17 protein-coding genes are annotated in these 23,660 nt (G+C 68.4%); 12 read left to right on the top strand and 5 right to left on the bottom strand.

Features of this window, described 5'->3' with window-relative positions; all coding sequences use genetic code 11:
- Window positions 1-4: 4 nt before the first annotated feature.
- Both FYM52_RS07350 and FYM52_RS07355 read left to right on the top strand, forming a co-directional pair.
- On the top strand, window positions 5-1,651 hold the full coding sequence (locus tag FYM52_RS07350) for a carboxyltransferase domain-containing protein (protein ID WP_154163619.1): 1,647 nt from the start codon (window positions 5-7) through the stop codon (window positions 1,649-1,651).
- A gap of 249 nt (window positions 1,652-1,900) precedes the next feature.
- Window positions 1,901-3,637 (top strand): biotin carboxylase N-terminal domain-containing protein, encoded by a 1,737-nt coding sequence (locus FYM52_RS07355; protein WP_162524674.1) that lies wholly within the window; start codon window positions 1,901-1,903, stop codon window positions 3,635-3,637.
- A gap of 31 nt (window positions 3,638-3,668) precedes the next feature.
- Here the strand turns inward: FYM52_RS07355 and FYM52_RS07360 are convergent, their stop codons facing one another.
- On the bottom strand, window positions 3,669-5,417 hold the full coding sequence (locus FYM52_RS07360) for a phosphoethanolamine transferase (protein ID WP_154163621.1): 1,749 nt from the start codon (window positions 5,415-5,417) through the stop codon (window positions 3,669-3,671).
- 121 nt (window positions 5,418-5,538) lie between these two features.
- Here FYM52_RS07360 and FYM52_RS07365 point away from each other — a divergent pair, with 121 nt between their 5' ends.
- The 5 genes from FYM52_RS07365 to FYM52_RS07385 all read left to right on the top strand — a co-directional run bounded on the left by FYM52_RS07365 (window position 5,539) and on the right by FYM52_RS07385 (window position 11,111).
- On the top strand, window positions 5,539-6,210 hold the full coding sequence (locus FYM52_RS07365) for a response regulator transcription factor (protein WP_162524672.1): 672 nt from the start codon (window positions 5,539-5,541) through the stop codon (window positions 6,208-6,210).
- Window positions 6,207-7,610 (top strand): HAMP domain-containing sensor histidine kinase, encoded by a 1,404-nt coding sequence (locus tag FYM52_RS07370; RefSeq protein WP_154163622.1) that lies wholly within the window; start codon window positions 6,207-6,209, stop codon window positions 7,608-7,610. Before FYM52_RS07365 ends, FYM52_RS07370 begins: the two co-directional genes overlap by 4 nt.
- 474 nt (window positions 7,611-8,084) lie before the next feature.
- Window positions 8,085-8,600: a polyhydroxyalkanoate synthesis repressor PhaR gene (gene phaR / locus FYM52_RS07375; protein WP_154163623.1), complete on the top strand. Its 516-nt coding sequence runs from the start codon at window positions 8,085-8,087 to the stop codon at window positions 8,598-8,600.
- 290 nt (window positions 8,601-8,890) lie between these two features.
- Window positions 8,891-10,273: a 30S ribosomal protein S12 methylthiotransferase RimO gene (gene rimO, locus FYM52_RS07380; protein ID WP_042413185.1), complete on the top strand. Its 1,383-nt coding sequence runs from the start codon at window positions 8,891-8,893 to the stop codon at window positions 10,271-10,273.
- 64 nt (window positions 10,274-10,337) lie between these two features.
- Window positions 10,338-11,111 carry a 3'-5' exonuclease gene (locus FYM52_RS07385; protein ID WP_154163624.1) on the top strand — a complete coding sequence of 258 codons (774 nt, stop codon included), beginning with the start codon at window positions 10,338-10,340 and terminating at the stop codon, window positions 11,109-11,111.
- 62 nt (window positions 11,112-11,173) lie between these two features.
- On the opposite strand, the gene FYM52_RS07390 is transcribed toward FYM52_RS07385, so the two are convergent.
- Window positions 11,174-13,177, bottom strand: a complete 2,004-nt coding sequence (locus FYM52_RS07390) for a U32 family peptidase (protein WP_154163625.1) — start codon at window positions 13,175-13,177, stop codon at window positions 11,174-11,176.
- 170 nt (window positions 13,178-13,347) lie between these two features.
- On the opposite strand from FYM52_RS07390, the gene gltS reads away from it, so the two are divergent.
- From gltS to FYM52_RS07410, 4 genes are all read left to right on the top strand, one after another.
- Window positions 13,348-14,568, top strand: a complete 1,221-nt coding sequence (gene gltS / locus FYM52_RS07395) for a sodium/glutamate symporter (RefSeq protein WP_154163626.1) — start codon at window positions 13,348-13,350, stop codon at window positions 14,566-14,568.
- Between the two features lie 33 nt (window positions 14,569-14,601).
- Entirely contained in the window at window positions 14,602-16,002 is a 1,401-nt protein-coding gene (tadA, locus tag FYM52_RS07400) for a tRNA adenosine(34) deaminase TadA (RefSeq protein WP_154163627.1), read from the top strand.
- A gap of 58 nt (window positions 16,003-16,060) precedes the next feature.
- On the top strand, window positions 16,061-17,182 hold the full coding sequence (locus tag FYM52_RS07405) for an LD-carboxypeptidase (protein ID WP_154163628.1): 1,122 nt from the start codon (window positions 16,061-16,063) through the stop codon (window positions 17,180-17,182).
- Between the two features lie 198 nt (window positions 17,183-17,380).
- Entirely contained in the window at window positions 17,381-17,827 is a 447-nt protein-coding gene (locus FYM52_RS07410; protein WP_154163629.1) for a hypothetical protein, read from the top strand.
- A 64-nt stretch (window positions 17,828-17,891) separates the two neighbouring features.
- Here FYM52_RS07410 and FYM52_RS07415 read toward each other — a convergent pair whose 3' ends face one another.
- Complete coding sequence (locus FYM52_RS07415; RefSeq protein ID WP_154163630.1) at window positions 17,892-19,562, bottom strand: methyl-accepting chemotaxis protein; 1,671 nt, start codon at window positions 19,560-19,562, stop codon at window positions 17,892-17,894.
- Between the two features lie 197 nt (window positions 19,563-19,759).
- Window positions 19,760-21,244, bottom strand: a complete 1,485-nt coding sequence (locus FYM52_RS07420; RefSeq protein ID WP_154163631.1) for a PLP-dependent aminotransferase family protein — start codon at window positions 21,242-21,244, stop codon at window positions 19,760-19,762.
- Window positions 21,245-21,343: 99 nt separating this feature from the next.
- Here FYM52_RS07420 and FYM52_RS07425 point away from each other — a divergent pair, with 99 nt between their 5' ends.
- Window positions 21,344-21,967 (top strand): LysE family translocator, encoded by a 624-nt coding sequence (locus tag FYM52_RS07425; RefSeq protein ID WP_042413175.1) that lies wholly within the window; start codon window positions 21,344-21,346, stop codon window positions 21,965-21,967.
- 30 nt (window positions 21,968-21,997) lie between these two features.
- Here the strand turns inward: FYM52_RS07425 and FYM52_RS07430 are convergent, their stop codons facing one another.
- Window positions 21,998-23,542: a PAS domain-containing methyl-accepting chemotaxis protein gene (locus FYM52_RS07430; RefSeq protein ID WP_154163632.1), complete on the bottom strand. Its 1,545-nt coding sequence runs from the start codon at window positions 23,540-23,542 to the stop codon at window positions 21,998-22,000.
- Window positions 23,543-23,660 lie beyond the last annotated feature (118 nt).

Consider the following 23,660-nt stretch of genomic DNA (forward strand, 5'->3'; position numbering starts at 1 on the left):
TCGCATGCGTTTCTTGCCCGCCAGTGACCATGCCCTGCTGGTCGAGTTGGATGATTTGGCGCAGACCATGGCGCTGTACCGTGCCGCCCTGGCACAGCCGATTGCGGGCGTGCAGGAGCTGATTCCCGCCGCCCGGACGGTGCTGGTGCACTACGCCCCGTGGCAGGTGCGCACGCCGGAGCTGATCCGGGCGCTGGCCCGCCTCGGGGCCCAGGCACTGCGCGACTGCGATGCGGCCCACGCCAGCCTGGGGCGCGTGGTCGACATCCCGGTGCACTACACCGGCGAAGACCTGCCCGATGTGGCGCAATTGCTGGGCCTGTCGGTGGCCGAGGTGATTGCCCGTCACAGCGGCCAGCCCTATGACGCGGCCTTTGCCGGTTTCGCGCCGGGCTTTGTCTACCTGTCCGGGGGCGCCAACTTCCAGGTGCCACGCCGCACCTCGCCGCGCACCCGCGTGCCGGCCGGTTCGGTGGCGCTGGGGGGCAACTTCAGCGCGGTCTATCCCAGTGCCAGCCCCGGCGGCTGGCAGCTGATCGGCGTGACCGAGGTGCCCATGTGGGACCTGGCGCGGGCCGAGCCGGCCTACATCCAGCCCGGTTTTCGGGTGCAGTTTGTCGATGCCGACCGCCAGGGCGCACAGGTCTTCCTGCCCGCGGCGACCCAGTCATCTGCATCCAATCAGCCTCCAGCCCTTGATGCACCTGCGCAGACAGCTATCGAATTTGTAAGCCCCGGGCTGCAAAGCATTTTCCAGGACAGCGGCCGCCACGGCATGTCGGGCCTGGGGATTTCGGCGTCGGGCGCCCTGGACCAGGGCGCCATGCGCCAGGCCAACCGCCGGGTCGGCAACCCGGTGCACACCCCGGTGCTGGAGAACGTGCTGGGCCAGCTGGTGCTGCGTGCCCACGGGGTCTGCACGCTGGCCGTGAGCGGGGCCCAGGTCGCGCTGCGCGTGCGCAGTGCCGACGGACACAGCTGGGAGGTGCCCGGCGACCAGGCGGTGGCCCTGGACGATGGCGACACCCTGCAGCTGGGCGCCGTCCAGGCCGGGGTGCGCTGCTATGTCGCCGTGCGCGGTGGTTGGGGCGTGACCCCGGTGCTGGGCAGTTGCGCCACCGACACCCTGGCCCTGGTCGGCCCGCAGGCTGTGCATGCCGGGCAGCGGGTGGTGGTGGGGCAGGCAGTGCCTGCGCAGCAGCTGCGCGCCGTGGACTCGGGGGCTGGCGCACGCCCGACCCTGCCGCGCGCCGGAGAGACCGTGACCCTGGACGTGGTCCTGGGGCCGCGCACCGACTGGTTCACCGCCCAAGCGCTGCAGACGCTGACCGGCCAGACCTGGCGCGTCACGCCCCAGTCCAACCGCATCGGCATGCGGCTGGAGGGCGTCCAACCCCTGGAGCGCCGCAACCCGGCCGAGCTGCCCAGCGAGGGCACGGTGGTCGGCGCCATCCAGGTGCCGATCAGCGGCCAGCCCGTGCTGTTCCTGGCCGACCACCCATTGACCGGGGGCTATCCCGTGATCGCGTCCCTGGCCAGCTACCACCTGGACCTTGCCGCGCAGATTCCCGTTGATTGCCGGATCCAGTTCCGCGTGGTGGCGCCCTTCTTTGAAGAGGTGCAGGGCCTGGCCGAGGGAGGTCCGGCATGACGCCTTGCGTGCGGAGGGCCAGACCGGGCGGTGCCCGGCGCTGGCCCACGGCTGCCCCGCGCTGGGCCTGCACCGCAGGCTGTGCCGGCAGTGCTGCTGTTTCTACGAGTCGGAGGTTCGGATGAGCCCCGAAGTTTTGATGACCCACCGGGGCGGCCAGCGGCCGGCCCAGGTGGCCGCACATGGCTGTGCCCGCACAGCCGGTGGCCACGATGGCACTGTGCCATCCCCCAAGAAAGGTTTGTGATGATCCGCAAAGTTTTGATTGCCAACCGCGGCGAAATCGCCGTACGCATTGCCCGGGCCTGTCGCGACTATGGGGTGCAGTCCGTGGCGGTCTACGCCGACCCGGATGCCGACGCCCTGCACGTGCGCATGGCCGACGAGGCCTGGGGCCTGGACGGCGTGCGCCCGGCGCAGACCTACCTGGACATGGACAAGCTGATCGCGGTGGCCCGCAAGAGTGGCGCCGATGCCGTCCATCCCGGTTATGGCTTCCTGTCTGAGCGCGCCGAGTTTGCGCGCGCCGTGATCGACGCCGGCCTGACCTGGATTGGCCCCCGCCCCGAGACCATCGAGGCCCTGGGCGACAAGGTGGCGGCGCGCAAGATTGCCCTGCAGGTCGGTGCACCCCTGGTCGCCGGCACGGCAGACCCGGTGCAGAGCGCGGCCGAGGTCCAGGCCTTTGCGCAGCAGCATGGCCTGCCCGTGGCCATCAAGGCCGCGTTTGGCGGCGGTGGCCGGGGCCTGAAGGTGGCCTGGCAGATGGACGAGGTGGCCGAGCTGTTCGAATCCGCGGTGCGCGAAGCCACGGCCGCCTTTGGCCGTGGGGAATGCTTTTTGGAGCAGTTCCTGGACCGTCCCCGCCACATCGAAGCCCAGGTGCTGGGCGACCAGCATGGCAACGTGGTGGTGGTGGGCACGCGCGACTGCTCGCTGCAGCGGCGCAACCAGAAGTTGGTCGAAGAGGCCCCCGCGCCCTTCCTGACCGAGGCGCAGCGCGCCAGCATCCACCAGGCGGCGCGCGACATCTGCGCGGCGGCCGGCTATGTCAGCGCCGGCACGGTGGAGTTCCTGCTCAGCCGCAGCGGGCAGATCTCTTTCTTGGAGGTCAACACCCGCCTGCAGGTGGAGCACCCCGTGACCGAAGAGACCACGGGCATCGACCTGGTGCTGGAGCAGCTGCGGATTGCCGACGGCCTGCCGCTGTCCTTCAGCCAGACGCCGACACCGCGCAGCCACAGCATCGAATTCCGCATCAACGCCGAAGACCCGGGCCGCGGCTACCTGCCCACACCGGGGCTGATCCAGCGTTTCGAGGCGCCCAGCGGGGGCGGAGTGCGTGTGGACAGCGGCGTGGTGTCCGGCTCCACGGTGCCGGGCAGCTTTGATTCCATGATGGCCAAGCTCATCGTCACCGGCGCCACGCGCGAGCAGGCCCTGGCCCGCGCGCGCCGCGCGCTGCAGGAGTTCGCGATCGAGGGCGTGGCCTCGGTGCTGCCCTTCCACCGTGCTGTGGTGCAGGATCCGGCCTTCACGGCGGCGCAGGGCTTCCAGGTGCACACCCGCTGGATCGAGACCGAAATGGCCCAGACCTGGGTCGAGGCGGCCCGCCCCGGTGCCCCGGTGGACCAGCCCTTGCAGCGCTGCTTCATCGAACTGGAGGGCAAGCGCGTGGCCCTGGGCCTGCCCGCCAGCCTGCTGCAGGCCTGGGGCAGTGTGTCGTCCGCGGCCTCGCCAGCGGCTGCACCGCAGGCCGAGGCCAGCGCCGATGCCATCACTGCGCCCATGGCCGGCAGCCTGGTGCAGTGGAAGCTGGCCGATGGCGCGGCGGTGCAGGCCGGCGATGTCGTGGCCGTGATGGAATCGATGAAGATGGAAAGCCCGATCACCGCGCCACAGGCCGGCCGCCTGCAGCAGCAGGTGGCACCGGGTGCCGTGCTGCAGGCCGGGCAGGTGATCGCCCGCGTCGTGGCTGGGCAGTGAACCGCCGGGGGCTACGGTCCCCGACGTGGCCTCAACTGCGGCGGCAGTTCTGCAGGGCGTCCAGCTGGGCCTGGTAGGTGGGGCTGTGCACGTCCAGCAGGCCCAGCACGGTGTGGTAAAAGTTGTCGTGCGTCAGCGGCTGGTCGATGTGCTCACGCACGCAGCGCTCGTCCACACCGGTGCGCGCCAGCAGCGTGCCGGGCCACAGCACCCAGGGCACATGCTTTTGGGTGTCGGGCGCAATCACATAGGGCAGGCCGTGCAGGTACAGGCCGTTTTCGCCCAGCGACTCCCCGTGATCCGACAGGTAGATCAGGCCGGTCTCGTAATGGTCCTGCTGTTGCTGCAGCCAGTCGATGGTGCGGGCAACGAACAGGTCGGTTTCCACCATGCTGTTGTCATACACGTTCACCAGGCGCTCACGGCTGCAGTCGGAGGTCACGTGGGTGGTGCATTCCGGCTGGTAGTGCTTGCTGGGGGCCGAGGAGCGGCGGTAGTAGGCCGGGCCGTGGCTGCCCATCTGGTGCAGCACCAGCACCGTGCCGCGGGCGGCACCCTGGGGCTGCGTGCTGCGCAGGCGCTGGTCCAGCAGCTCCACCATCAGCTGGTCCAGGCATTCGTCGTCCTTGCACCAGCGGTGGATGGCTTCGGGCGATGCCACCTGGTCGGCCTGGGCGTGGGGAATGCGGTTGCACACCTCCTTGCAGCCGGCCTGGTTGTCCAGCCAGTCCGTGCCCAGGCCGGCGGCCTGCAGCACGTCCATCAGGTTCTCGTATTCAAACTTGCGGCCTTCGAAGTCGCTCTTGCCCAGGTGCGAAAACATGCAGGGCACCGACGCCAGGGTGTTGGTGCCGCACGACTGCACCTGGCGCCAGCTGATGACGCGGCGGGCCTCCATCTCGGGGGTGGTGTTGCGGGGGTAGCCGTTCAGGCCGAAGTGGTCGCTGCGTGTGGTTTCCCCCACGATCAGCACCAGCAGCGGCGGCTTGCGCGCTGTGCCCGGGGCTGCGGCGGCCAGTGCGTTGCCACCGCCATAGGTGCTGCCCAGGGCCACGCCTTCGCTGATGCGCTGGAAGGGGCGGGGGCGCTTGAACAGGGGCTTGAGGGTGGCGTTGCTGAAGGACACGATGGTGGCCATCGGGTTGATCAGGTAGCGGATTTCCGTGTGGTTGCGCACCAGCGGCGCCATGGGCTTATACAGCAGCAGTCCGCCGCCGATCACCACGCCCAGGCTGGCCAGCACCAGCAGGCCGGAGCGCCACAGGTCCTTGCGCCAGGCGGTCGGGCGCAGGCTGATCCCCTTCCACAGCACGGCCACTGGTACACCCGCGTACAGCAGCACATGCCAGACCAGCCCGCTGGTGAGCAGGGCCAGTCCTTCCGTGTAATTTGTCTGCAGGGTGTTGCGGATCATGCTGGCGTCCATCACCACGCTGTAATGCAGCATGAAGTACTGCACGGCGGCGGCCGTGACCAGGGTCAGGCTCCAGCCGACCCGGCGCAGCCTGGGCCAGGACAGCAGCATGAACCACAGGTAGGTCACCCCGGTGAGCACCAGGGCCACCAGGGCTTCCTCGACCAGCCCCAGGCTTTGTTCGCTGGCCAGTGCGGTGAGCTTGCCCCACCAGGCCTGGTTCAAGGCGGCGGTGCACCACACGGCCAAGGCCAGGGCGGCCCAGCGCGGGGCGATCGACCAGCGTGCGGCCTGCCGGGGGCTGGGGGCGGTGCCGGAGGCCGCAGCAAGTTGGGGGGAGAGGGCGGAGGCGTGCAATTCAGACATGGCTGCGCACTGTAGGCAGCGCATCTGAATAGCCCCTGAAGCCGCCGTTCAGCCCGTGTTCAGCTTGGCGTGGATAGGCGGCTGTGCCTACACTGGAGGGACTGTCTGGGAGGAGGTTCGGGTGCGCATCCTGTTGGTGGAAGATGATCGGCCGCTGGGGCAGGCCGTGTTGAGTTATCTCAAGAGCAAGCAGTTCAGCGTGGACTGGGCGGAGAATTTGCAGCAGGCCAAGGGCTTTGCGGCCACGGTGCCGTATGCCGCCGTGCTGCTGGACCTGAACCTGCCCGATGGCGAAGGCCTGCACCTGCTGCCGCTGCTGCACGAGAGCGCGGCCCACCCATCGGCGCGGCCCACGGTGATCGTGGTGACGGCGCGTGACCAGGTCAGCGACCGCATCCGCGGCTTGGACGCGGGGGCCGATGACTACCTGGTCAAACCCTATGACCCCGAGGAACTGCTGGCGCGGCTGCGCGCCATCGAGCGGCGTCGTGGCAGCCAGGCCAGCTCGGTGCTGACCTGCGATGCGGTCACCATCGACCTGGGCCGCGAGGTGGTGCGCAACGGGGCCGTTCCGGTGGTGCTGACCCCCAAGGAATGGGCCTTGCTGCGCGTGCTGGCCAGCCGGCCTGGCCAGATCTTCACCCGCGAGCGGCTGCAGGAAGCCCTGTACCAGTGGGACGCCACCAGCGACAGCAACACGCTGGAAGTCTTCATCAGCCGCCTGCGGCGCAAGCTGGGCAGTGCGCTGATCGAAACCGTGCGCGGCACGGGCTACCGCCTGACGGCGCTATGAGCCCGGTCGCCCCCCGCACGCAGAGCCTGGCCCAGCGCCTGGGCCGCAGCCTGACCCTGGCCGTGGTGCCGGTCTGGCTGTTGAGCACGGCCCTGGTGGCCACCTATGTGAATGGCGAAATCCAGCACAACTTCGATGTGGAGCTGGTCGAGAGCGCGCACCGCCAGCTCTACCCCGCCTTGCTGGAAGTGGACCGGGCCCAGCCCATGGCCCTGGACGAGCCGCTGCTGATGCGCACCCAGCCCGGCCCGGCGCACTCCGAGCCCTTGCTGCTGCAGCTGCGCGGCGCCAACGGCCAGGTGCTGCTGCGCTCGGTGGCGACCCCGGCCTCGGCCTTTGCCGTGCCCTTGCAGGCCGGGTTCTACGAGACCGACGACTACCGCGTGTTCAGCCTGCACGACGAGGTGTCTGGTGCCTGGCTGCAACTGGCCGACCCGCTGAGCGAGCGGCGTGAGGCCAGCCAGCGCACCGTCATCGGGCTGGTGCTGGTGCTGCTGGTCATGCTGCCGGTGCTGGCCTGGGTGATCACGGTGGTGGCGCGGCGCCAGCTGCGCACCCTGGAGCAACTGCAGCAGCAGATCACGGCGCGCAGCGGCAGCAACCTGCAGCCGCTGGAGCTGGCCGACATGCCGTTGGAGCTGTGCGCCGTCGGGGACGGCGTGAACCAGTTGCTGGAGCGCCTGGGCGAGGCCCTGAACGTCGAGCGCTCCCTGGCGGCGAACGCGGCGCATGAATTGCGCACGCCCCTGGCCGAGGTGCGCTTGCGCCTGCAGACGGCGGTCGACCGGGCCGTGGCGGATGGCGCTCTGGCCGAGACCTCCGGCCAGGTGCCGCTGGACGACGTGCGCCAGGCCCTGCGCTCCCTGGCGACCCTGAGCCACCGCACGGAGCGGCTGCTGCAGCTGTCACGCGCCGAGGGCGGCGACGTGGCGCATTTCGGGCGCGTCAACCTGGTGCAGCTGGCCGAGCAGGTCGCCCAGGAGTTCTGGCAGCAGGACGCTGCCCGCAAGCGGCTGGACTGCCTGGTGCCCGAGGACCAGCCCGCCGTGTGGGTGGAAGGGGACCTGGACGGCCTGGCCATCGTGCTGCGCAACCTGGTGGACAACGCCCTGCATTACACCCAGGGGCCGGTGGAGCTGCAGGTGCTGGCCACGCCGCAGCCGGCGCTCAGCGTGCGTGACCACGGCCCGGGGCTGTCGCCCGAGGCGCTGGCGCAGATGCAGCAGCGCCATGCGCGCATCGGCAGCCACCACATCGGCTATGGGCTGGGTATGTCCATCGTGCGCTCGATCGCCGACAAGCACGCGGCCGAGCTGGTGCTGATCTCGCCCCCGGCCGAGGGCGGCAGCGGACTGTCGGTGCGCCTGGTCTTCGCCCAGGCTGCTGCGGCGCAAGACTGAACCTGCCGCGCTGCGGCCACCCGGGCCAGCGATGGTGCGAGAAGGCGGCAGCCAGCGGCTCCCCGGCAGGCCCGCCGAGTCCGGCATGGGGCCATGCAGGCGGGCTTGGCGCTGCACGGCCTGGCCTGGCCGCAGACGATCTGCTTCGCAGCCTGGGTGCCCAACGCCTGGTGCAGCTGGCGCAGCAGGTGCCCGGTGTGCGGATCGAACCATGCCCGAGGTGGCGTGGCGGGCAGCGGGCGCTGGCGAAGGTGCGAAATGAGGAAGCCATAGCAATCTACGCTTGTACTGGCTTGTTTTAAAGGTTAAAGCATGCTGAAATGCCTGCAATTTCAGCGCTTCCAGCTCCTGTTTTTTCAAGATGCACGGTGGCGCGATTCAGGGTTAGTGCTGCACTGCGGCATGAAAAGCCATTCTTAGAATAGGGCCTGCGCCGACTGCGCCCACCACCGTCCCCGCCACGAGAATCTGCCGATGACCGCACAAGACACCACCACCACCTCGATCTCCGCCCAGCGCGTCATCAAGAAGTACCCCAACCGCCGCCTGTACGACACGGCCACCTCGACCTACATCACCCTGGCCGAGGTCAAGCAGCTGGTGATGGAGCGCGAGAACATCGTCGTCAAGGACGCCAAGACCGGCGAGGACCTGACCCGCTCCATCTTCCTGCAGATCATCCTGGAAGAAGAGGCCGGTGGCGCGCCCATGTTCACCGAGGCCATGCTGGCCAACATCATCCGCTTCTATGGCCACACCATGCAGGGCTACATGGGCAGCTACATCGAGAAAAGCGTGCAGATGTTCACCGACTTCCAGAGCAAGCTGGCCGAGCAGTCGGGCATGGGCGGCAGCGAAGCCTGGACGCAGATGATGCAGATGTCCAACCCCATGCTGGGCAATGGTTATGCCGAGCAGGTGCAGAAGATGCAGGAGCAGATGCAAAAGCAGACCGAGCAGATGATGGCCATGTTCGGCATCAAGCGCTGATCGGCTGGCCGCATTGGCGGCCATCCACGCTTCCACGGGCCTGCGGGCCCGTTTTCCGTGGCCGGTCCGCGCCGGGGGCCAACGCGGCCGCTGCGGTTTTTTGGCCCTGCAGTCGCGTGCCGGCACAGGAGCGGTTGCGGGCGGTCGGCACGGCGCACCGCGGGCTATGCAGGGGCTCTCCGGCAGGAACAGGGCGCGCTGGCTAAAATTGCGCCTTGATTTCGCCGGCCGGAGGACCTCCGTGCGCAGGCCTTGCGCAACTGGCGCAATCCCCCACACGCATTCACACAATGACCACCGAAAACAGCGCCCCGAAAGTGGGCTTCGTGTCTTTGGGCTGCCCCAAGGCATTGACCGACTCCGAACTCATCCTCACGCAGCTCAGCGCCGAGGGTTACCAGACCTCCAAGACCTTCGAGGGCGCGGACCTGGTGATCGTCAACACCTGTGGCTTCATCGACGATGCGGTCAAGGAAAGCCTGGACACGATCGGTGAGGCCCTGGCCGCCAACGGCAAGGTCATCGTGACCGGCTGCCTGGGCGCCAAGGCGGGCAAGGAAGGCGGCAACATGGTGGCCGAGGTGCACCCCAGCGTGCTGGCCGTGACCGGCCCCCATGCCACGCAGGAGGTGATGGACGCGGTGCACCAGCACCTGCCCAAGCCCCACGACCCGTTTGTGGACCTGGTGCCCGGTGGCTTTGGCGAAGCCGGCCTGAAGCTCACGCCCAAGCACTATGCCTACCTGAAGATTTCCGAAGGCTGCAACCACCGCTGCACCTTCTGCATCATCCCCAGCATGCGTGGCGACCTGGTGTCGCGTCCGATTGGCGATGTGCTCAAGGAGGCCAAGGCGCTGTTCGAAGGCGGTGTCAAGGAACTGCTGGTCATCAGCCAGGACACCTCGGCCTATGGCGTGGATGTGAAGTACCGCACCGGTTTCTGGGACGGCAAGCCAGTCAAGACCCGCATGCTGGAGCTGACCGAAGCACTGGGCCAACTGGCCCAGCAGCACGGCGCCTGGGTGCGTCTGCACTATGTCTATCCCTATCCCACGGTCGATGCCATCCTGCCCCTGATGGCCGAAGGCAAGGTCCTGCCCTACCTGGATGTGCCGCTGCAGCACAGCCACCCCGATGTGCTCAAGCGCATGAAGCGCCCCGCATCGGGCGAAAAGAACCTGGATCGCATCCGCGAGTGGCGCGCCATCTGCCCCGAGCTGGTGATCCGCTCCACCTTCATCGCCGGCTTCCCCGGTGAGACCGAGGAAGAGTTCGAGCACCTGCTGAACTTCATCCGCGAGGCCGAGATCGACCGTGCCGGCTGCTTTGCCTACAGCCCCGTCGAAGGTGCCACCGCCAACGAGCTGCCCGGCATGCTGCCCGTGGAGGTGCGCGAGGCGCGCCGTGCCCGTTTCATGCAGGTGGCCGAAGAGGTCTCCACCCAGCGCCTGCAGCGCCGCGTGGGCCAGATCATGAAGGTGCTGGTCGACAAGTCCGTGGGCCTGGGCAAGAAGGGCGGCGTGGGCCGCACCTACGCCGATGCGCCCGAGATCGACGGCGTGGTCCACATCCTGCCGCCTGAAAAGGCCAGCAAGACCTACAAGGTCGGCGAGCTGATCAGCGTGAAGATCGTCGGCACCCAGGGCCACGACCTGGTGGGTCTGCCCGTCTAAGCCGGCTGTCGGCCGCCGGACCCGCTGGCCGGGGCGGTGGCCGATGCCTGCACACTTGCCCACCATGTCCCGCCTCAAGCCCCCCACCAAGGAACAAAGCCAGCTGCTGCCGCCTTTCCAGGCGCTGCCGGACGCGGCCATCGTCGTGCCTGCGACCGAGGTCGAATTCGCCCAGGCGCGCGCAGAGCTGCTGGCCCAGTCCGCACTGGGTTTTGACACCGAGAGCAAGCCGCTGTTCCACGTCGCCCAGGTCGATACCGGACCCCACGTGGTGCAGCTGGCCACACCCCAGCGTGCCTGGATCTTGCAACTGCACCACCCCCAGGCCCTGGCCCTGGCGCGTGAGGTGCTGGGCCACCCGGGCATTTGCAAGGTGGGTTTTGGTCTGGACAACGACCAATCCAGCCTGCCGCGCCGCCTGGGGGCAGAGCTGGCCCACATCGTCGACCTGGACCGCGTGTTCAAGCGCCATGGCTATGGCGCGTCCACCGGTGTACGCGCGGCGGTGGCACTGGTGCTGGGTCAGAACTTCCAGAAGTCCAAGAAGCAATCGACCAGCAACTGGTCGCTGCCACGCCTGAGCGAGGGACAACTGCGTTACGCCGCCAACGATGCCCATGGCCCGGCCGTGGTGTATGCGGCCTTGCCGGCCTGGGAGGCCGCCCAGCCCGTGGCGGCAACGGCGCGGCCCCCCAGGGCCGCACGTGCGGCGGCACCAGTACCAGTACCAGCTATGGCCACGGCGGCCCCGCGGCCCACCGCGCCGGCAGGCGGGGCGGAGCGTCGGCCCCGGGTGGCGGCCCTGTTCCAGGCACCGTCCCGCAAGTCGGTCGACTGAGTTTTCACCGGGCCAGCGCCAGCCTCAAGGTCGCTGGCAGGCTGGCCCCAGCCCAGCCGGGTTCAGGCCTTGGCCTGGGGCGCAGGGCGGGTGCGGTAGAACTGCATGGGGAACTCTTGCATCTCCTTGGCATGCTGGTTCAGCACCGAGTGCTTCATCTTGCCCACCACGTGCATCTCGCAAGGCTTGCAGTCAAAGCGCAGGGTCAGCTTTTCCTTGCCGTTGATCAGCTGCAGAGGCTCGGCCTTGATCGTGCCCTTGACGCCGATCACGCCCTTGGCCTGCTTGGGGCACAGGCTCATGGAGTAGCGCACGCAGTGCTTGGTGATCATCAGACTGACTTCACCCAGCTCTTCCTTGCTCTCATAGGCCGCATCGATCACCTTCACGCCGTGCTTGACGTAGAAGTCGTGCGCCTTCTGGTTGTAGACGTTGGCCAGGTAGCTCAGCGTGTCTTCGGGGAAGGGTGCGGGCGGCTCCACGGGCTGGGCGCGCGGCAGGCGCACCAAGCCGGCGGCACGCGCGGCTTCCAGCGCTTGCAGCGCATCGCGGCGCAGCTGGTTCAGGGCCGAGGCCGGCACAAACCAGGGTTGGGTGATGCAGAGGTTGATGTCGTGCACCGCAAAGATCGACGCGCCAAAACGGCCCAGCTGCTCGCGCAGCGTGGCTTCGGCCTTGCTGGCATCGGTGGCGGCTTGGTGTTCCTGCGCAATCGTGGCCTGGCCCACCCAACCGTCTTCGTCGGTCAGCGTCAGTGCAAAGCCGTCGGCGGTTTCCCGGAACTCGGCCCACAGGCCGATGCGGCGGTCGCTGGACTTCTTGTCCAGCATGCGCACCCAGTTCATGTCGCGGTTGCGGTTGACCTCCAGACCCTTGCGCAGGTCCTTGAAACCGGCAATCGGGTCCTTGGGGAAGACGCGCCAGATGCCCTTCTTGGCATGCACGCTCTCGGCGCGGTTGATGTGCACGCCCACCAGTTCCTTTTGCAGGTCGTAGTAGCACAGGCCGTCGCCGTTGTTGAAGATGGCGGCCTTGTCGTGGCTCTCGAACTCGAACCACTTGTCGCCCACCTGCGTGACCCAGCCCACGGCGCGGCCGGGGGTCTTGGGCGTGTCGAAGGCGCCAATGTCGTCCTTGCGGCCATTGACGAAGTAGTCGGTGAACTCGCGGTTGAAGTTCTGGTCCGGATCGGGGGTGAAGGTGAAGGTGGTCGTGCCCGAGGACGAGCGCGCCAGCGGCATGTCCGAGAACTCCCGCTCTTCGATGATCTCGTCCAGGATCTTGCGGTAGTGGGCCGTGATGTTCTTCACATAGCCCATGTCTTTGTAGCGGCCTTCGATCTTGAAGCTGCGCACGCCCGCATCCACCAGCGCACGCATGTTGTCGGTCTGGTTGTTGTCCTTCATCGACAGCACGTGCTTTTCGTGCGCAATGATGCGACCCTTGTCGTCCATGACCTCATAAGGCAGGCGGCAAGCCTGGTTGCAGTCGCCGCGGTTGGCGCTGCGGCCCGTGTGGGCGTGGGTGATGTAGCACTGGCCCGAATACGCCACGCACAGCGCGCCGTGGATGAAGTATTCGATGGTGGTGTGCGGGTCCAGCACGTTGTGCACGGCCTTGATTTGTTTCAAGTCCAGCTCGCGCGCCAGCACAATCTGGGACAGGCCTGCGTCCTGCAGGAATTTGGCCTTCTCGGGCGTGCGAATGTCGTTCTGGGTGGAGGCGTGCAACTGGATGGGAGGCAGATCCAGCTCCAGCAAACCCATGTCCTGGATGATCAGCGCATCCGCGCCGATGTGGTACATGTCCCAGGCCATCTTGCGCGCGCCTTCCAGTTCATCGTCGCGCAGGATGGTGTTGAGCGTGATGAAGATGCGGCTGCCGAAGCGGTGGGCGTGCTGGACCAGGCGCTCCAGATCGCGCGTCTCATTGCCTGCCGTGGCGCGCGCGCCAAAGCCGGGGCCGCCGATGTAGACGGCGTCCGCACCGTGGTTCACGGCTTCGATGCCGATTTCGGCATTGCGTGCCGGGGACAAGAGTTCGAGTTGGTGGGGCAGGAGAGACATAGGGGGCGAATTATCCCCGCACCGCCCTGGTTGGTGGCTGGCGGGGGGTATTGCCGTGGCCCTGTGCTGACCCGGGCACCACCTGCGCGCGGGTCCTGGCGCCAGGGCGGCCGCGACGGGCTGCGGAGAGGGCATACTTTCCCCAGCATCTTTTTGCCGTCGAGGCCGCCATGGACCTGCACTTCAACACCTACTACACCCTGATTAGTGCCGTCATCGTCTTGCTGCTGGGCAAGTGGCTGGTGGCGCACCTGCGGTGGCTGCGCAACTTCAACATTCCGGAGCCCGTGGCCGGCGGCCTGGTGGCTGCGGCCCTGTGCTACCTGCTGTATGCCGTGCTGGGCTACCGCCTGAGCTTCGACGGCGAGCTGCAGACGGCCTTCATGCTGGTGTTTTTTTCCTCCATCGGTCTGAGTGCCAACTTCTCAAAACTCAAGGAGGGCGGGCGCGCACTGCTCATTTTTCTGGTGGTGATTGCGGTGTTCATCGGGGTGCAGAACGCCGTCGGGGTCAGCCTGGCGACCCTGCTGGGGCTGGACCCGCTGGTGGGGCTGATTGCCGGCTCCATGACCTTGCTGGGCGGCCACGGCACCGCCGGGGCCTGGGGCAGCGTGCTGGAGCGCGAACACGGTGTGCAAGGCGCCATGACCCTGGGCATGGCCTGCGCCACCTTCGGCCTGGTGATCGGCGGGCTGGTCGGCGGACCGCTGGCCAAGTGGCTGATCCGGCGCCACCAGCTGCAGGGACCGCCCGCGGTGCCGGGCAGTGCGGACAGCCTGGTGGATGCGGCGGCGTACAACTTCGAGTCGCCGCGCAAGACGCGGCTGATCACCACCGACGCGACCATCGAAACCCTGGCCCTGTTTGCCGGCTGCCTGGCCTTCGCCCAACTGATGACGGGCGTGACCGCCGGCATGGCGTTCCAGCTGCCGACCTTCGTCTGGGCGCTGGCCGGCGGGGTGCTGATCCGCAACACGCTGGACTATGTGTTCCGCTTCCAGGTGTTTGACCGCGCCATCGATGTGTTCGGCAATGCGGCACTGTCCCTGTACCTGGCGATCGCCTTGCTGTCCCTCAAGCTGTGGGAGCTGGCCGATCTGGCCGGCCCGCTGGTGGTGATCCTGGCCGCGCAGACGGTGGCCATGCTGGTCTACGTGGCTGCTGTGACCTTTCGCGCCATGGGGCGCGACTACGACGCCGCCGTGCTGTGCGCGGGCAACTGCGGCTTCGGCATGGGCGCCACGCCCACGGCCGTGGCCAACATGCAGGCCATCACCAACCAGTACGGTCCATCGCACAAGGCGTTCCTGATCGTGCCCATGGTGGGGGCCTTCTTCATCGACCTGCTGAATGCGGTGTTCCTTCAGACGCTGATCAAGCTGCTGGGCTGAGCCCGGTCCCAGGTCACGGGATAATGCGCGCCTATGAATGCTGCCCGCCCTGACCACGCCCATTGGATGCGCCATGCCCTGCGTCTGGCGCAGCAAGCCGCCGCCGCCGGCGAGGTGCCGGTGGGTGCGGTGGTCGTCAAGGACGGGCAGATCGTGGGCGAGGGCGCGAATGCGCCGCTGGCCAGCGGCGACCCCACCGCCCATGCCGAGATCCTGGCCCTGCGCGACGCCGCCCGGCGCCTGGGCAACTACCGGCTCGATGGCTGCACCCTGTATGTGACGCTGGAGCCCTGCACCATGTGCAGCGGCGCCATGCTACATGCGCGCGTGGAGGCTGTGGTCTACGGTGCGGCCGAGCCCAAGACCGGGGCTGCGGGCTCGGTGCTCGATGTGTTTGGCTATCCCGCCATTAACCACCAGACCCGGGTGGAGCGCGGTGTGCTGGCGCCGGAATGTGCGGCCGTGCTGGCGCAGTTCTTTCAGCAGCGCCGGGCGCAGCACAAAGCGGTGGCCCTGGCCAACCATCCGCTCAAGGACACGGCGCTGCGCCACCCCGACGGTGCGTTCGCCGATCTGCCGCACTGGCCTTATGCCCCGCAGTGGCGCAGCGACCTGCCGTCCCTGGCGGGCTTGCGCATGGCCGTGGTGGACGAAGGGCCGCACGATGCTCCGGTGACCTGGCTGTGCCTGCATGGCGCCGCCAGCTGGGGTTATGCCTTTGCCCACGGGCTGCCGGGGCTGCTGCGGGCCGGTCACCGCGTGGTGGTGCCCGATCTGCCGGGCTTTGGCCGCAGCGACCAGCCCAAGCGCGAGCAGGCCCACAGCGCCGCCTGGCATGTCCAGGTGCTGCAGGAACTGGTCGAGCACCTGGACCTGCGCCAGGTGGTGCTGCTGGGCGCGGGCGATGGCGCCCGCCTGGGGCTGGCCGTGGCCCAGGCCCAGCCCGGGCGCTGGCGGGGGGGCTGGCTGATGGATGCCTGGCCCGATGCATGCCCGCCGCCCGCCCTGGCCGCATGGCTGCAGGCCGCGGCCCGCAAGCCGCGCTGGGACGTGGCCCAGGCCATGGAGCAAGCGGGTTTTGGGCCTTCAGCGCAGAGTGGGTCTGCGCCACTAGCTATCCCTTTTGCACAGCCGGGGCACCGTGCTGCGCTCCAGGCCTGGCCCCGGGTGCAGGCACAGCTGCCGCCCGTGCCGCAGGCGCTGCTGGCCGGCTGGCTGGCGCAGGGGCGCTGCCGCATCAGCCACAGCCGCAGCCACCCGCTGGTACCGGAGCCGGCCTGGCGCCAGGCCTGGCTGGCCGCCGTGCCGGCCCTGGCGCAGCACCCGGATGCGCTGGTACAGACCCCAGTGCCGCCTCTGGTTCCGGCGCAGGCGGCAGCCAGCGTGCAGTGGGCTATGGAATACTTTGGTCCTACAGCGAAGACGCCCGTCTAGCCAGACCGACCCCCAACCCATCTACGGAGCATGCCACCCCCTGGTGGCATGGAACGCTTTGGCGCATTCCACCAAGAAGAACACCCCCGCCACGCCCGCACACGACCACGATCACGACCCTGCCTGCTGCGGCGGGCAGGCGGGCTGCGGCCATGATCACGCCGAGGCCCATGCCCACAGCGCGCAGTGCGACCACGACCACCACCACCACCATGCCCCGGGCGAGGATGGCTGCGGCCACGACCACAGCCCCGGTCCCAAGCACATCTACGTCTACTCCCCCTCCGGCGCGGTGCGCGACAAGGCCGCGTTCCGCCGCGCCATCAAGCGCCTGCAGGCCCAGGGCCACGAGGTCGAGGTGGACACCGATGCGCTGAGCAGCCACCTGCGCTTTGCCGGTGACGACGCCACGCGTATCGCCGCCATCCACCGCGCAGCGGCCAGCGGCGCCGATGTGGCCCTGATCAGCCGCGGTGGCTATGGGCTGACGCGCATCCTGCCCGGCATCGACTACGCCGCCGTGGCCCAGAGCATTGCCCGTGGCACGCAGTTCGTCGGCTTGAGCGACTTCACCGCCTTCCAGAACGCCTTGCTGGCGCAGACCGGCGCCACCAGCTGGGCCGGGCCGGCGCTGATCGCCGACTTTGGCCCGAAGGACGGGGTGGACGACATCCTGCAGGACTGCTTTGACGACTTGCTCTACGGCCATGGCGAAGGGGCCGGCTGGCGCATGCCCAAGCAGCCGGCGGGTGCTGTGCCCGAGGATTTCTACGTCGACGGTGGCGCCACCCTGTGGGGCAGCAACCTGGCCGTGCTGGTTTCGCTGCTGGGCACGCCCTACTTCCCGCAGGTGCAGGGCGGCATCCTGTTCCTGGAGGACGTGGGCGAGCACCCCTACAAGATCGAGCGCATGCTCACCCAGCTGCTGCACGCCGGCGTGCTGGCCCAGCAAAAGGCCATCGTGTTCGGCCAGTTCACCGAGTTCAAGCTGACCCCGCACGACAAGGGCTACAAGCTGCAAAGCGTCATCGACTGGCTGCGCAGCCAGTTGCGCATTCCCGTGCTGCAAGGCCTGCCGTACGGCCATGTGGCCACCAAGGTGCTGCTGCCCGTGGGCGCGCCGGTGTCGCTGTCGGTCGAGGGGCGCGATGCCCTGATCTACTGGGGCCACACGCACTGAGGGCACACGGCCCCCGCGCCGGGGGCGCACCAGGGGGCAGGTGGCGGCGGCCGGTGCACGTGCGCGGCGTGCGCCATGCCGGGCCCGGGTAGGGCAGGCGGGATGTGCCCCGCCAAGAGATTGTTTTCGTAGCTGTCAGCGCTTGCTGCATCAGCGTTGGAGCCTGATTGGGCTTGTGATAGGTCAAAGAGGAAAGCCATGGGCAAAGCCGCCTTGGAATGGACGGACGCGATGCTGGCGCAGCTAGGCACCGACAAGGATGCCGTGCTGGCCGAACGCTGGGGCACCACGGCCAAGACCGTGAACCTCAAGCGCAACGCCCTGGGCATTCCGGCCTTCGGCCATGTGCAGTGGACGCCCGAGATGGAGGCGGCCCTGGGCACCGACAGCGATGCCGAGCTGGCGCGGCGCTGGGGGTTGAGCAAGGCGAGTGTGGTGGCCAGGCGCCAGCAACTGGGCGTGGCCTCGCGGTCCGAGCAGCAGGGTGCGGGCTTTGCCTGGACCCCGCAGGCCGTGGCCCTGCTGGGCACGGCCTCGGACGCCAAGGTGGCGCAGCAGCTGGGGCTGTCGCGCCTGACTGTCTACAACGCCCGCATGGCGCGTGGCATTCCGGCCGCCGCACGCGGCAGCCGCCAGGACGCTTAGCGCCGACAGGGCCCGCCGGGCCGCGACCGCGTGAGGGGCCCGCGGCGGGCCGGCCGGCTGCGGCTCAGGCCTCGTGCCAATCGGCGCTGTGGGTGGGCGTGGCGCTGTGGCCCAGGGCGGCCGGCGCCGTGCGCTGAGCCTGCGGGCGATGGCCCTGCGCGGTGGCCACGGTCTGGTGGGTGGCCCGCTGGGCCTGGCCGGGCAGGCGGAACACCGCCACAGCGTTGACCAGCTGCGTGGCCTGGCTGTTCAGGCTGCTGGCGGCGGCGGCGCTTTCCTCGACCAGGGCGGCATTTTGCTGGGTAGCCTGGTCCATCTGTGTGACGGCTTCGCCCACCTGGGCCACGCCCTGGCTTTGCTCGGTACTGGCGGCGCTGATTTCGCCCATGATGTCGGTGACGCGGCCAATCGCGCTGACCACCTGGGTCATGGTGGTGCCGGCCTGGTCCACCAGCTGCGTGCCCTGGTCCACCTGATTAACGCTGGCTGTGATCAGCTGCTTGATTTCCTTGGCGGCATCGGCGCTGCGCTGTGCCAGGCTGCGCACTTCGCTGGCCACCACGGCAAAGCCACGGCCTTGCTCGCCAGCGCGTGCGGCCTCGACGGCGGCGTTCAGCGCCAGGATGTTGGTCTGGAAGGCAATACTGTCGATCACGCCGATGATGTCGGCAATCTTGCGGCTGCTGTCGTTGATGCCGCGCATGGTGTGCACCACCTGGGTCACCACCTCGCCGCCCTGGGCCGCCACGGTGGAGGCGGTCAAGGCCAACTGGTTGGCCTGGCGGGCGTTGTCGGCATTCTGGCGTACGGTGGTGCCCAGCTGCTCCATGGACGCGGCGGTCTCTTCCAGGGCGCTGGCCTGGCTTTCGGTGCGGCTGGACAGGTCGCTGTTGCCCTGTGCGATCTGTGCGCTGGCCGTGGCCACGCTCTCGGCATTGCTGCGCACGCCGGATACCACCTCCGCCAGCCGCGTTTGCATGTGCTGCAGGGCGCCCAGCAGGGCGGCGGTCTCGTCGCGGCCCTGGACCGCGATGGATTGCGTCAGGTCGCCCTCGGCAATCTGCTCGGCGCTGCGCACGGCCAGTTGCAGAGGGCCGGTGACGGAACGGCTGAGCAGCCAGGCGGCCACGCCGCCGGTCAGCAGGGCGATGGCCGTGCAGACCAGCATGATCCATTGGCTCTGATGGACCTGCGCCGTGGCGGCGTCGCGGGTCTGTTCGTACAGCATCTGCTGGCGCTGCTCGAACTGGCGGATGGACTGGTTGTAGGCCTCGGCCAGCGGCACCAGCTGCTGGTCCAGGGCGGCGGACACGTCCTCGCCCGCGGCGCGGCGCTTGAGCAGCTCGGCCCGGGGGTCACGGTAGGCGGCACGCGCCTTGTCGATGTTGACCACCAACTGGCGCCCCGCCTCGGTGCGGATCAGGCCTTCGATGGTGGTGCGCAGCTGATCGACCGACTTCGAGGTCTCGGCCATCTCCTTTTGCAGCTCCGCAAAGTGGTGGGCGTCCGGGCTCAGGATGGCGGCGCGGGTGCGCATCCAGTTCAACTCGATGCCCTGGCGCCATTCGTTGGTGGCCTGCAGGCGCTGGCTGTCTTCGCGGGTCAATTGGTCCATGGCCTGGCCCAGGGTTTGCAGGCGCCAGATGCCCAGGCCCGCAATCGTGGCGGTGATCAGAAGAACCAGGCCGAAGGACAGCGCCAGACGGCGGCCAATTTTGAGGTTGTTGAGTCCCATGCAGGTGACTTCCCGTGGTTGTGGTGTGGAACGTGAGTAACCGCTATTAGGCGCCGCCCGCAATCCCAGCGGTGGCGCGAGAAGCGCGGATTTGTCCCGTTTGATCGGCCGTCTGCTGCCACGGGGTCAGCGTCGCGTGTGGCGAAAACCATAGCTGCTGGCGCTGTTGCAGTAAGCGCCAGAGCACGTTTTGAGGCTTATTTGGCCAGCAGGGCGCTGAGCACCTGCAAGGTGGCCGGCTCGTCCGCCAGCGAGACCGGCAGGCGCAGCATGGTCGACGGCTGCTGGTCGGCCGAAAACAGCACCCCCGGCGCCAGCAGCAGCCCCTGCCCGGCGGCCTTGCGGGCCAGCACTTCGGTGTCTTGTCCGGTGTCCACCCAGACGAACATGCCGGCCAGCGGCTCCTGGTGCAAGCGCAGGCCCAGGCTTTCCACCAGGCGCAGGCAGCGGTGGCGGGTGCTGTCCAGGCGTTCGCGCAGGCGCAGCACGTGCTTGCGGTACTGGCCTTCGGCCAGGATGCGGTGGACCACGCGCTCGCCCAGCTCCGGGCTGGTCAGGCCGCTGAGCAGCTTGGCATCGGTCAGCGCGCGCAGGCGCTCGGGGGCCGCGGCCAGGTAGCCCACGCGCAGGCTGCCGGCCAGGGTCTTGGAGAAACCGCCGATCAGGATGACGCGGCGCAACCGGTCCAGCGTGGCCAGGCGCACCGGCTGGCCGGGGTGGAAGTCGGCATAGGTGTCATCTTCGAGGATCAGGAAGTCCTGCTGCTCGGCCACGCGCAGCACATCGTGCGCGGCGGCCAGCGTCAGGCTGAAGCCCGTGGGGTTGTGCACGGCGGTGTTGGTGATGAATAGCTTGGGGCGGTGGGTGCGCGCCAGGCGCTCCAGCACCTCCATGTCCGGGCCGTCGCGCCGGCGCGGCACCGGCAGCACCTGCACGCCGATGGAGCGCAGCAGCCCGAACACCATGAACCAGGTCGGGTCCTCCACCAGCACGGTGTCGCCGGCGCGCAGCAGGCTGCGCAGCACCAGGTCCATGCCCTGGGTGACGCCGGTGACGGTCATCAGCTCCTGCTCGGGGTCAACCGCCACGCCCTGGGTCAGCAGGTAGGCCGCCAGTTGCTGGCGCAGCGGCGCATAGCCCTGCGGCGCACCATAGCCCAGCAACTGCGCGCCCGCGCTGCGGCCCACGGCGCGCACGGCGGCATTCAGCATGCCGTGGTCCATCCAGCTGTGGGGCAGCAGGCCGGTGCTGCCATCAAAGCGCACGTCGTCCTGGGTGCGGAACATGCTGCGCAGCAGGAAGGGGGTGTCGAACGCCTTGTCGGCCGACAGTGTGGGCGTAGCGCTGGCCGCGGCCCGGCGCAGCGTGGGGCTGCGCTGGGCGCTGACAAAAAAGCCGGCCCCGGGGCGTGAGCCGACCAGGCCCTGGGCCACCAGCCGGTCGTAGGCCTGGACGATGGTGTCGCGGCTGACGCCGCTGCCATCGGCCAGCTGCCGCACCGAGGGCAGGCGCGAACCCGCGCGCAGGCTGTGGCTGCGCAGCAGTTGCTCGCAGTGCTGGACCAACTGGTCGACCAGCGGCGGCAGGCCATGGCCACGTTGGGGGTGCCAGCCCAGGTCGTTGGCGCTGAGGGCGCGGGCCGGGGTGCTGCTGCTGCGAACTGGCCGGGTGTTTGGATCCATACAGTGGGTGTAGTGAGCTGGTGAACTGTATTGGTACTGTACTGGTGAAGCGCCGTAGCATGCAAGCCTTGATTTTCAACCTCCAAGAAGGTGCTCGCCATGAATCTCGCGCTCGATGTGTCCACCGGTTCCATGCTGCTGCCGCTGGCCACGTTCATCTTTGTCAGCTCCATCACGCCGGGCCCCAACAATGTGATGCTGACCGCTTCGGGGGCCAACTTCGGCTACCAGCGCAGCATGCCGCACATGCTGGGGATCACCGTCGGGTGTTCGCTGATGCTGTTCCTGGTGGGCGCCGGGCTGGGCGCGCTGTTCGAGCAGCTGCCGCAGCTGTACACGGTGCTGCAGTACCTGGGCGCGGCCTACCTGGTCTGGCTGGCCTGGAAGATCGCCACATCGGGACAGGCGGGCACTGCCGATGCCAAGGGCAAGCCCTTCGGCTTCTGGCAGGCGGCGGCGTTCCAGTGGGTCAACCCCAAGGCGTGGCTGATGTCCGTGGGTGTGGTGGCGGCCTACACCACCCCCAGCAGCTACTGGCCCAGCCTGTTGCTGGGCACGCTGGTGATGCTGGTGGTGAACTTCCCGTGCATCAGCGTGTGGACGCTGTTCGGCACGGTGATCGGCCGCTGGATGCAGTCGCCGCGCGCGCTGCAGGTGTTCAACGGCGTGATGGCCGCCTTGCTGCTGCTGTCGCTGTACCCCCTGCTGGTGCCGCACGGTTGAGGCACAAGGCCTGCCGGGGGCGGGCCGTGCTCAATGGAAGACGCGCACCGCCTCGACCAGGCGCTGGGTCTGCGTCTCCAGGCTCTGCGCGGCGGCGGCACTTTGCTCGACCAGGGCGGCATTCTGTTGGGTGGCCGAGTCCATCTGCCCCACGGCCTCGCTGGCCTGCATGATGCCGTCGCGCTGCTCGCGCGTGGCCGCGCTGATGTCGGCGATCAGGGTGGACACCTGCTGAACCTGCTGCACCATGGTCTCGATCTCGGTCTGGGTGGCGGCCACCATGTGGCCCCCGGTTTGCACCTTGTCGACGCAGGCCGTGATCAGCACCTTGATCTCCTTGGCGGCCGTGGCACTGCGCTGGGCCAGGGCGCGCACCTCGGCGGCCACCACGGCAAAGCCCCGTCCCTGGTCGCCGGCGCGGGCCGCTTCGACGGCGGCATTCAGCGCCAGGATGTTGGTCTGAAAGGCGATCGAGTCGATGGTGCCGATGATGTCGTTCATGCGGCTGGAGCTGTTGGCGATCTCGGCCATCACATCCGTCACCTTGTGCATGGCATCGCCGCCCTGGTGCGCCGTCTGGGTGGATTGCTGGGCCAGCTGGGCGGCCTGGGCCGAGGTGCCGGCGTTCTGCTCCACGGTGCTGGTCATCTGCTCCATGAACGAGGCCGTCTGCTGCACGCTGGCGGCCGAGCGCTCGGTCCGCTCGCTCAGGTCCATATTGCCCTTGGCAATTTCCTCCACCGCCGAGCGCACGTTGATCACCTGCTGGCTGACGTCATCGATCAGCCAGCGGAACATCAGCCCCAGCTGGCTGATGGTGCGCATCGTCATGCCGATCTCATCGACCCGGTCCACGGGCAGGGCGTTGCGGTTGTTGCCCGTGGCCACATCCAGCGCCTGCTGGCGCAGCTGCTCGATAGGGCGTGAGAACTGGAACTCCAGCAGCACGCAGCCCAGGGCGCAGGCAGCCACCAGCATGCCAGCCATGGGCCAGTTGAAGGGGTGCACACCTTCCAGCAGCGCCAGCCCCAGCAGGCTCAGCGCGCACAGCCCCAGCATGTTCAGTCGCACCCGGGTGCGCACGGACATCAGCTGGCCCAGTGACAGCAGCGCGCCCAGGCCGGTGCGCACCAGGATGCCCTTGTGCAGGCGCACCCCCTTGGCCTGGCCCTGGCGCATGGCGCTGTACAAGGCCTCGGCCTGCTCGATCTGCTGCCGGTCGGCCTTGGTACGCACCGACATGTAGCCCTTGGTCACACCGTTGCGCACGATGGGCACGGCATTCGCACGGACCCAGTAGAAATCGCCGTTCTGGCGGCGGTTCTTGACCAGGGCGCTCCAGGGCTCGCCGGCCTTCAGCGTGGCCCACAGGTCGGCGAAGGCCTCGGGCGGCATGTCGGGGTGGCGCACCAGGTTGTGGGGCTGGTGGTCCAGCTCTTCCTGCGTGAAGCCGCTGGCGTGGATGAACGCCGCATTGGCGTAGTTGATGCGGCTTTGCGGGTCGGTGGTGGACATCAGCGTCGCGTTGTCCGCAATCACAAACTCGTTCTGTGACACAGGCTGGTTGTTGCGCATCCGTAGCTCCTAGGAACTGCATGGGGCGCGAGCGGATAGCTCTCCGTCTCAGACGTGCAACCCACCTGGGTTGCTGCCGGGAGCTACTGCGCGACAGGCAGATCAGAGGGGAGCGTAG

Origin of the sequence: Comamonas sp. CAH-2, from assembly GCF_009668305.1 — a bacterium.
Taxonomy (GTDB): domain Bacteria; phylum Pseudomonadota; class Gammaproteobacteria; order Burkholderiales; family Burkholderiaceae_C; genus Comamonas; species Comamonas aquatica.

What these genes read in the sequence shown, in the direction of transcription:
- FYM52_RS07350 (WP_154163619.1), top strand. Translation starts at nt 5, where the DNA reads ATGCGTTTCTTGCCCGCCAGTGACCATGCCCTGCTGGTCGAGTTGGAT.
- FYM52_RS07360 (WP_154163621.1), bottom strand. Translation starts at nt 5,417, where the DNA reads ATGTCTGAATTGCACGCCTCCGCCCTCTCCCCCCAACTTGCTGCGGCC.
- FYM52_RS07370 (WP_154163622.1), top strand. Translation starts at nt 6,207, where the DNA reads ATGAGCCCGGTCGCCCCCCGCACGCAGAGCCTGGCCCAGCGCCTGGGC.
- phaR (WP_154163623.1), top strand. Translation starts at nt 8,085, where the DNA reads ATGACCGCACAAGACACCACCACCACCTCGATCTCCGCCCAGCGCGTC.
- rimO (WP_042413185.1), top strand. Translation starts at nt 8,891, where the DNA reads ATGACCACCGAAAACAGCGCCCCGAAAGTGGGCTTCGTGTCTTTGGGC.
- FYM52_RS07385 (WP_154163624.1), top strand. Translation starts at nt 10,338, where the DNA reads ATGTCCCGCCTCAAGCCCCCCACCAAGGAACAAAGCCAGCTGCTGCCG.
- FYM52_RS07390 (WP_154163625.1), bottom strand. Translation starts at nt 13,177, where the DNA reads ATGTCTCTCCTGCCCCACCAACTCGAACTCTTGTCCCCGGCACGCAAT.
- gltS (WP_154163626.1), top strand. Translation starts at nt 13,348, where the DNA reads ATGGACCTGCACTTCAACACCTACTACACCCTGATTAGTGCCGTCATC.
- tadA (WP_154163627.1), top strand. Translation starts at nt 14,602, where the DNA reads ATGAATGCTGCCCGCCCTGACCACGCCCATTGGATGCGCCATGCCCTG.
- FYM52_RS07410 (WP_154163629.1), top strand. Translation starts at nt 17,381, where the DNA reads ATGGGCAAAGCCGCCTTGGAATGGACGGACGCGATGCTGGCGCAGCTA.
- FYM52_RS07415 (WP_154163630.1), bottom strand. Translation starts at nt 19,562, where the DNA reads ATGGGACTCAACAACCTCAAAATTGGCCGCCGTCTGGCGCTGTCCTTC.
- FYM52_RS07420 (WP_154163631.1), bottom strand. Translation starts at nt 21,244, where the DNA reads ATGGATCCAAACACCCGGCCAGTTCGCAGCAGCAGCACCCCGGCCCGC.
- FYM52_RS07425 (WP_042413175.1), top strand. Translation starts at nt 21,344, where the DNA reads ATGAATCTCGCGCTCGATGTGTCCACCGGTTCCATGCTGCTGCCGCTG.
- FYM52_RS07430 (WP_154163632.1), bottom strand. Translation starts at nt 23,542, where the DNA reads ATGCGCAACAACCAGCCTGTGTCACAGAACGAGTTTGTGATTGCGGAC.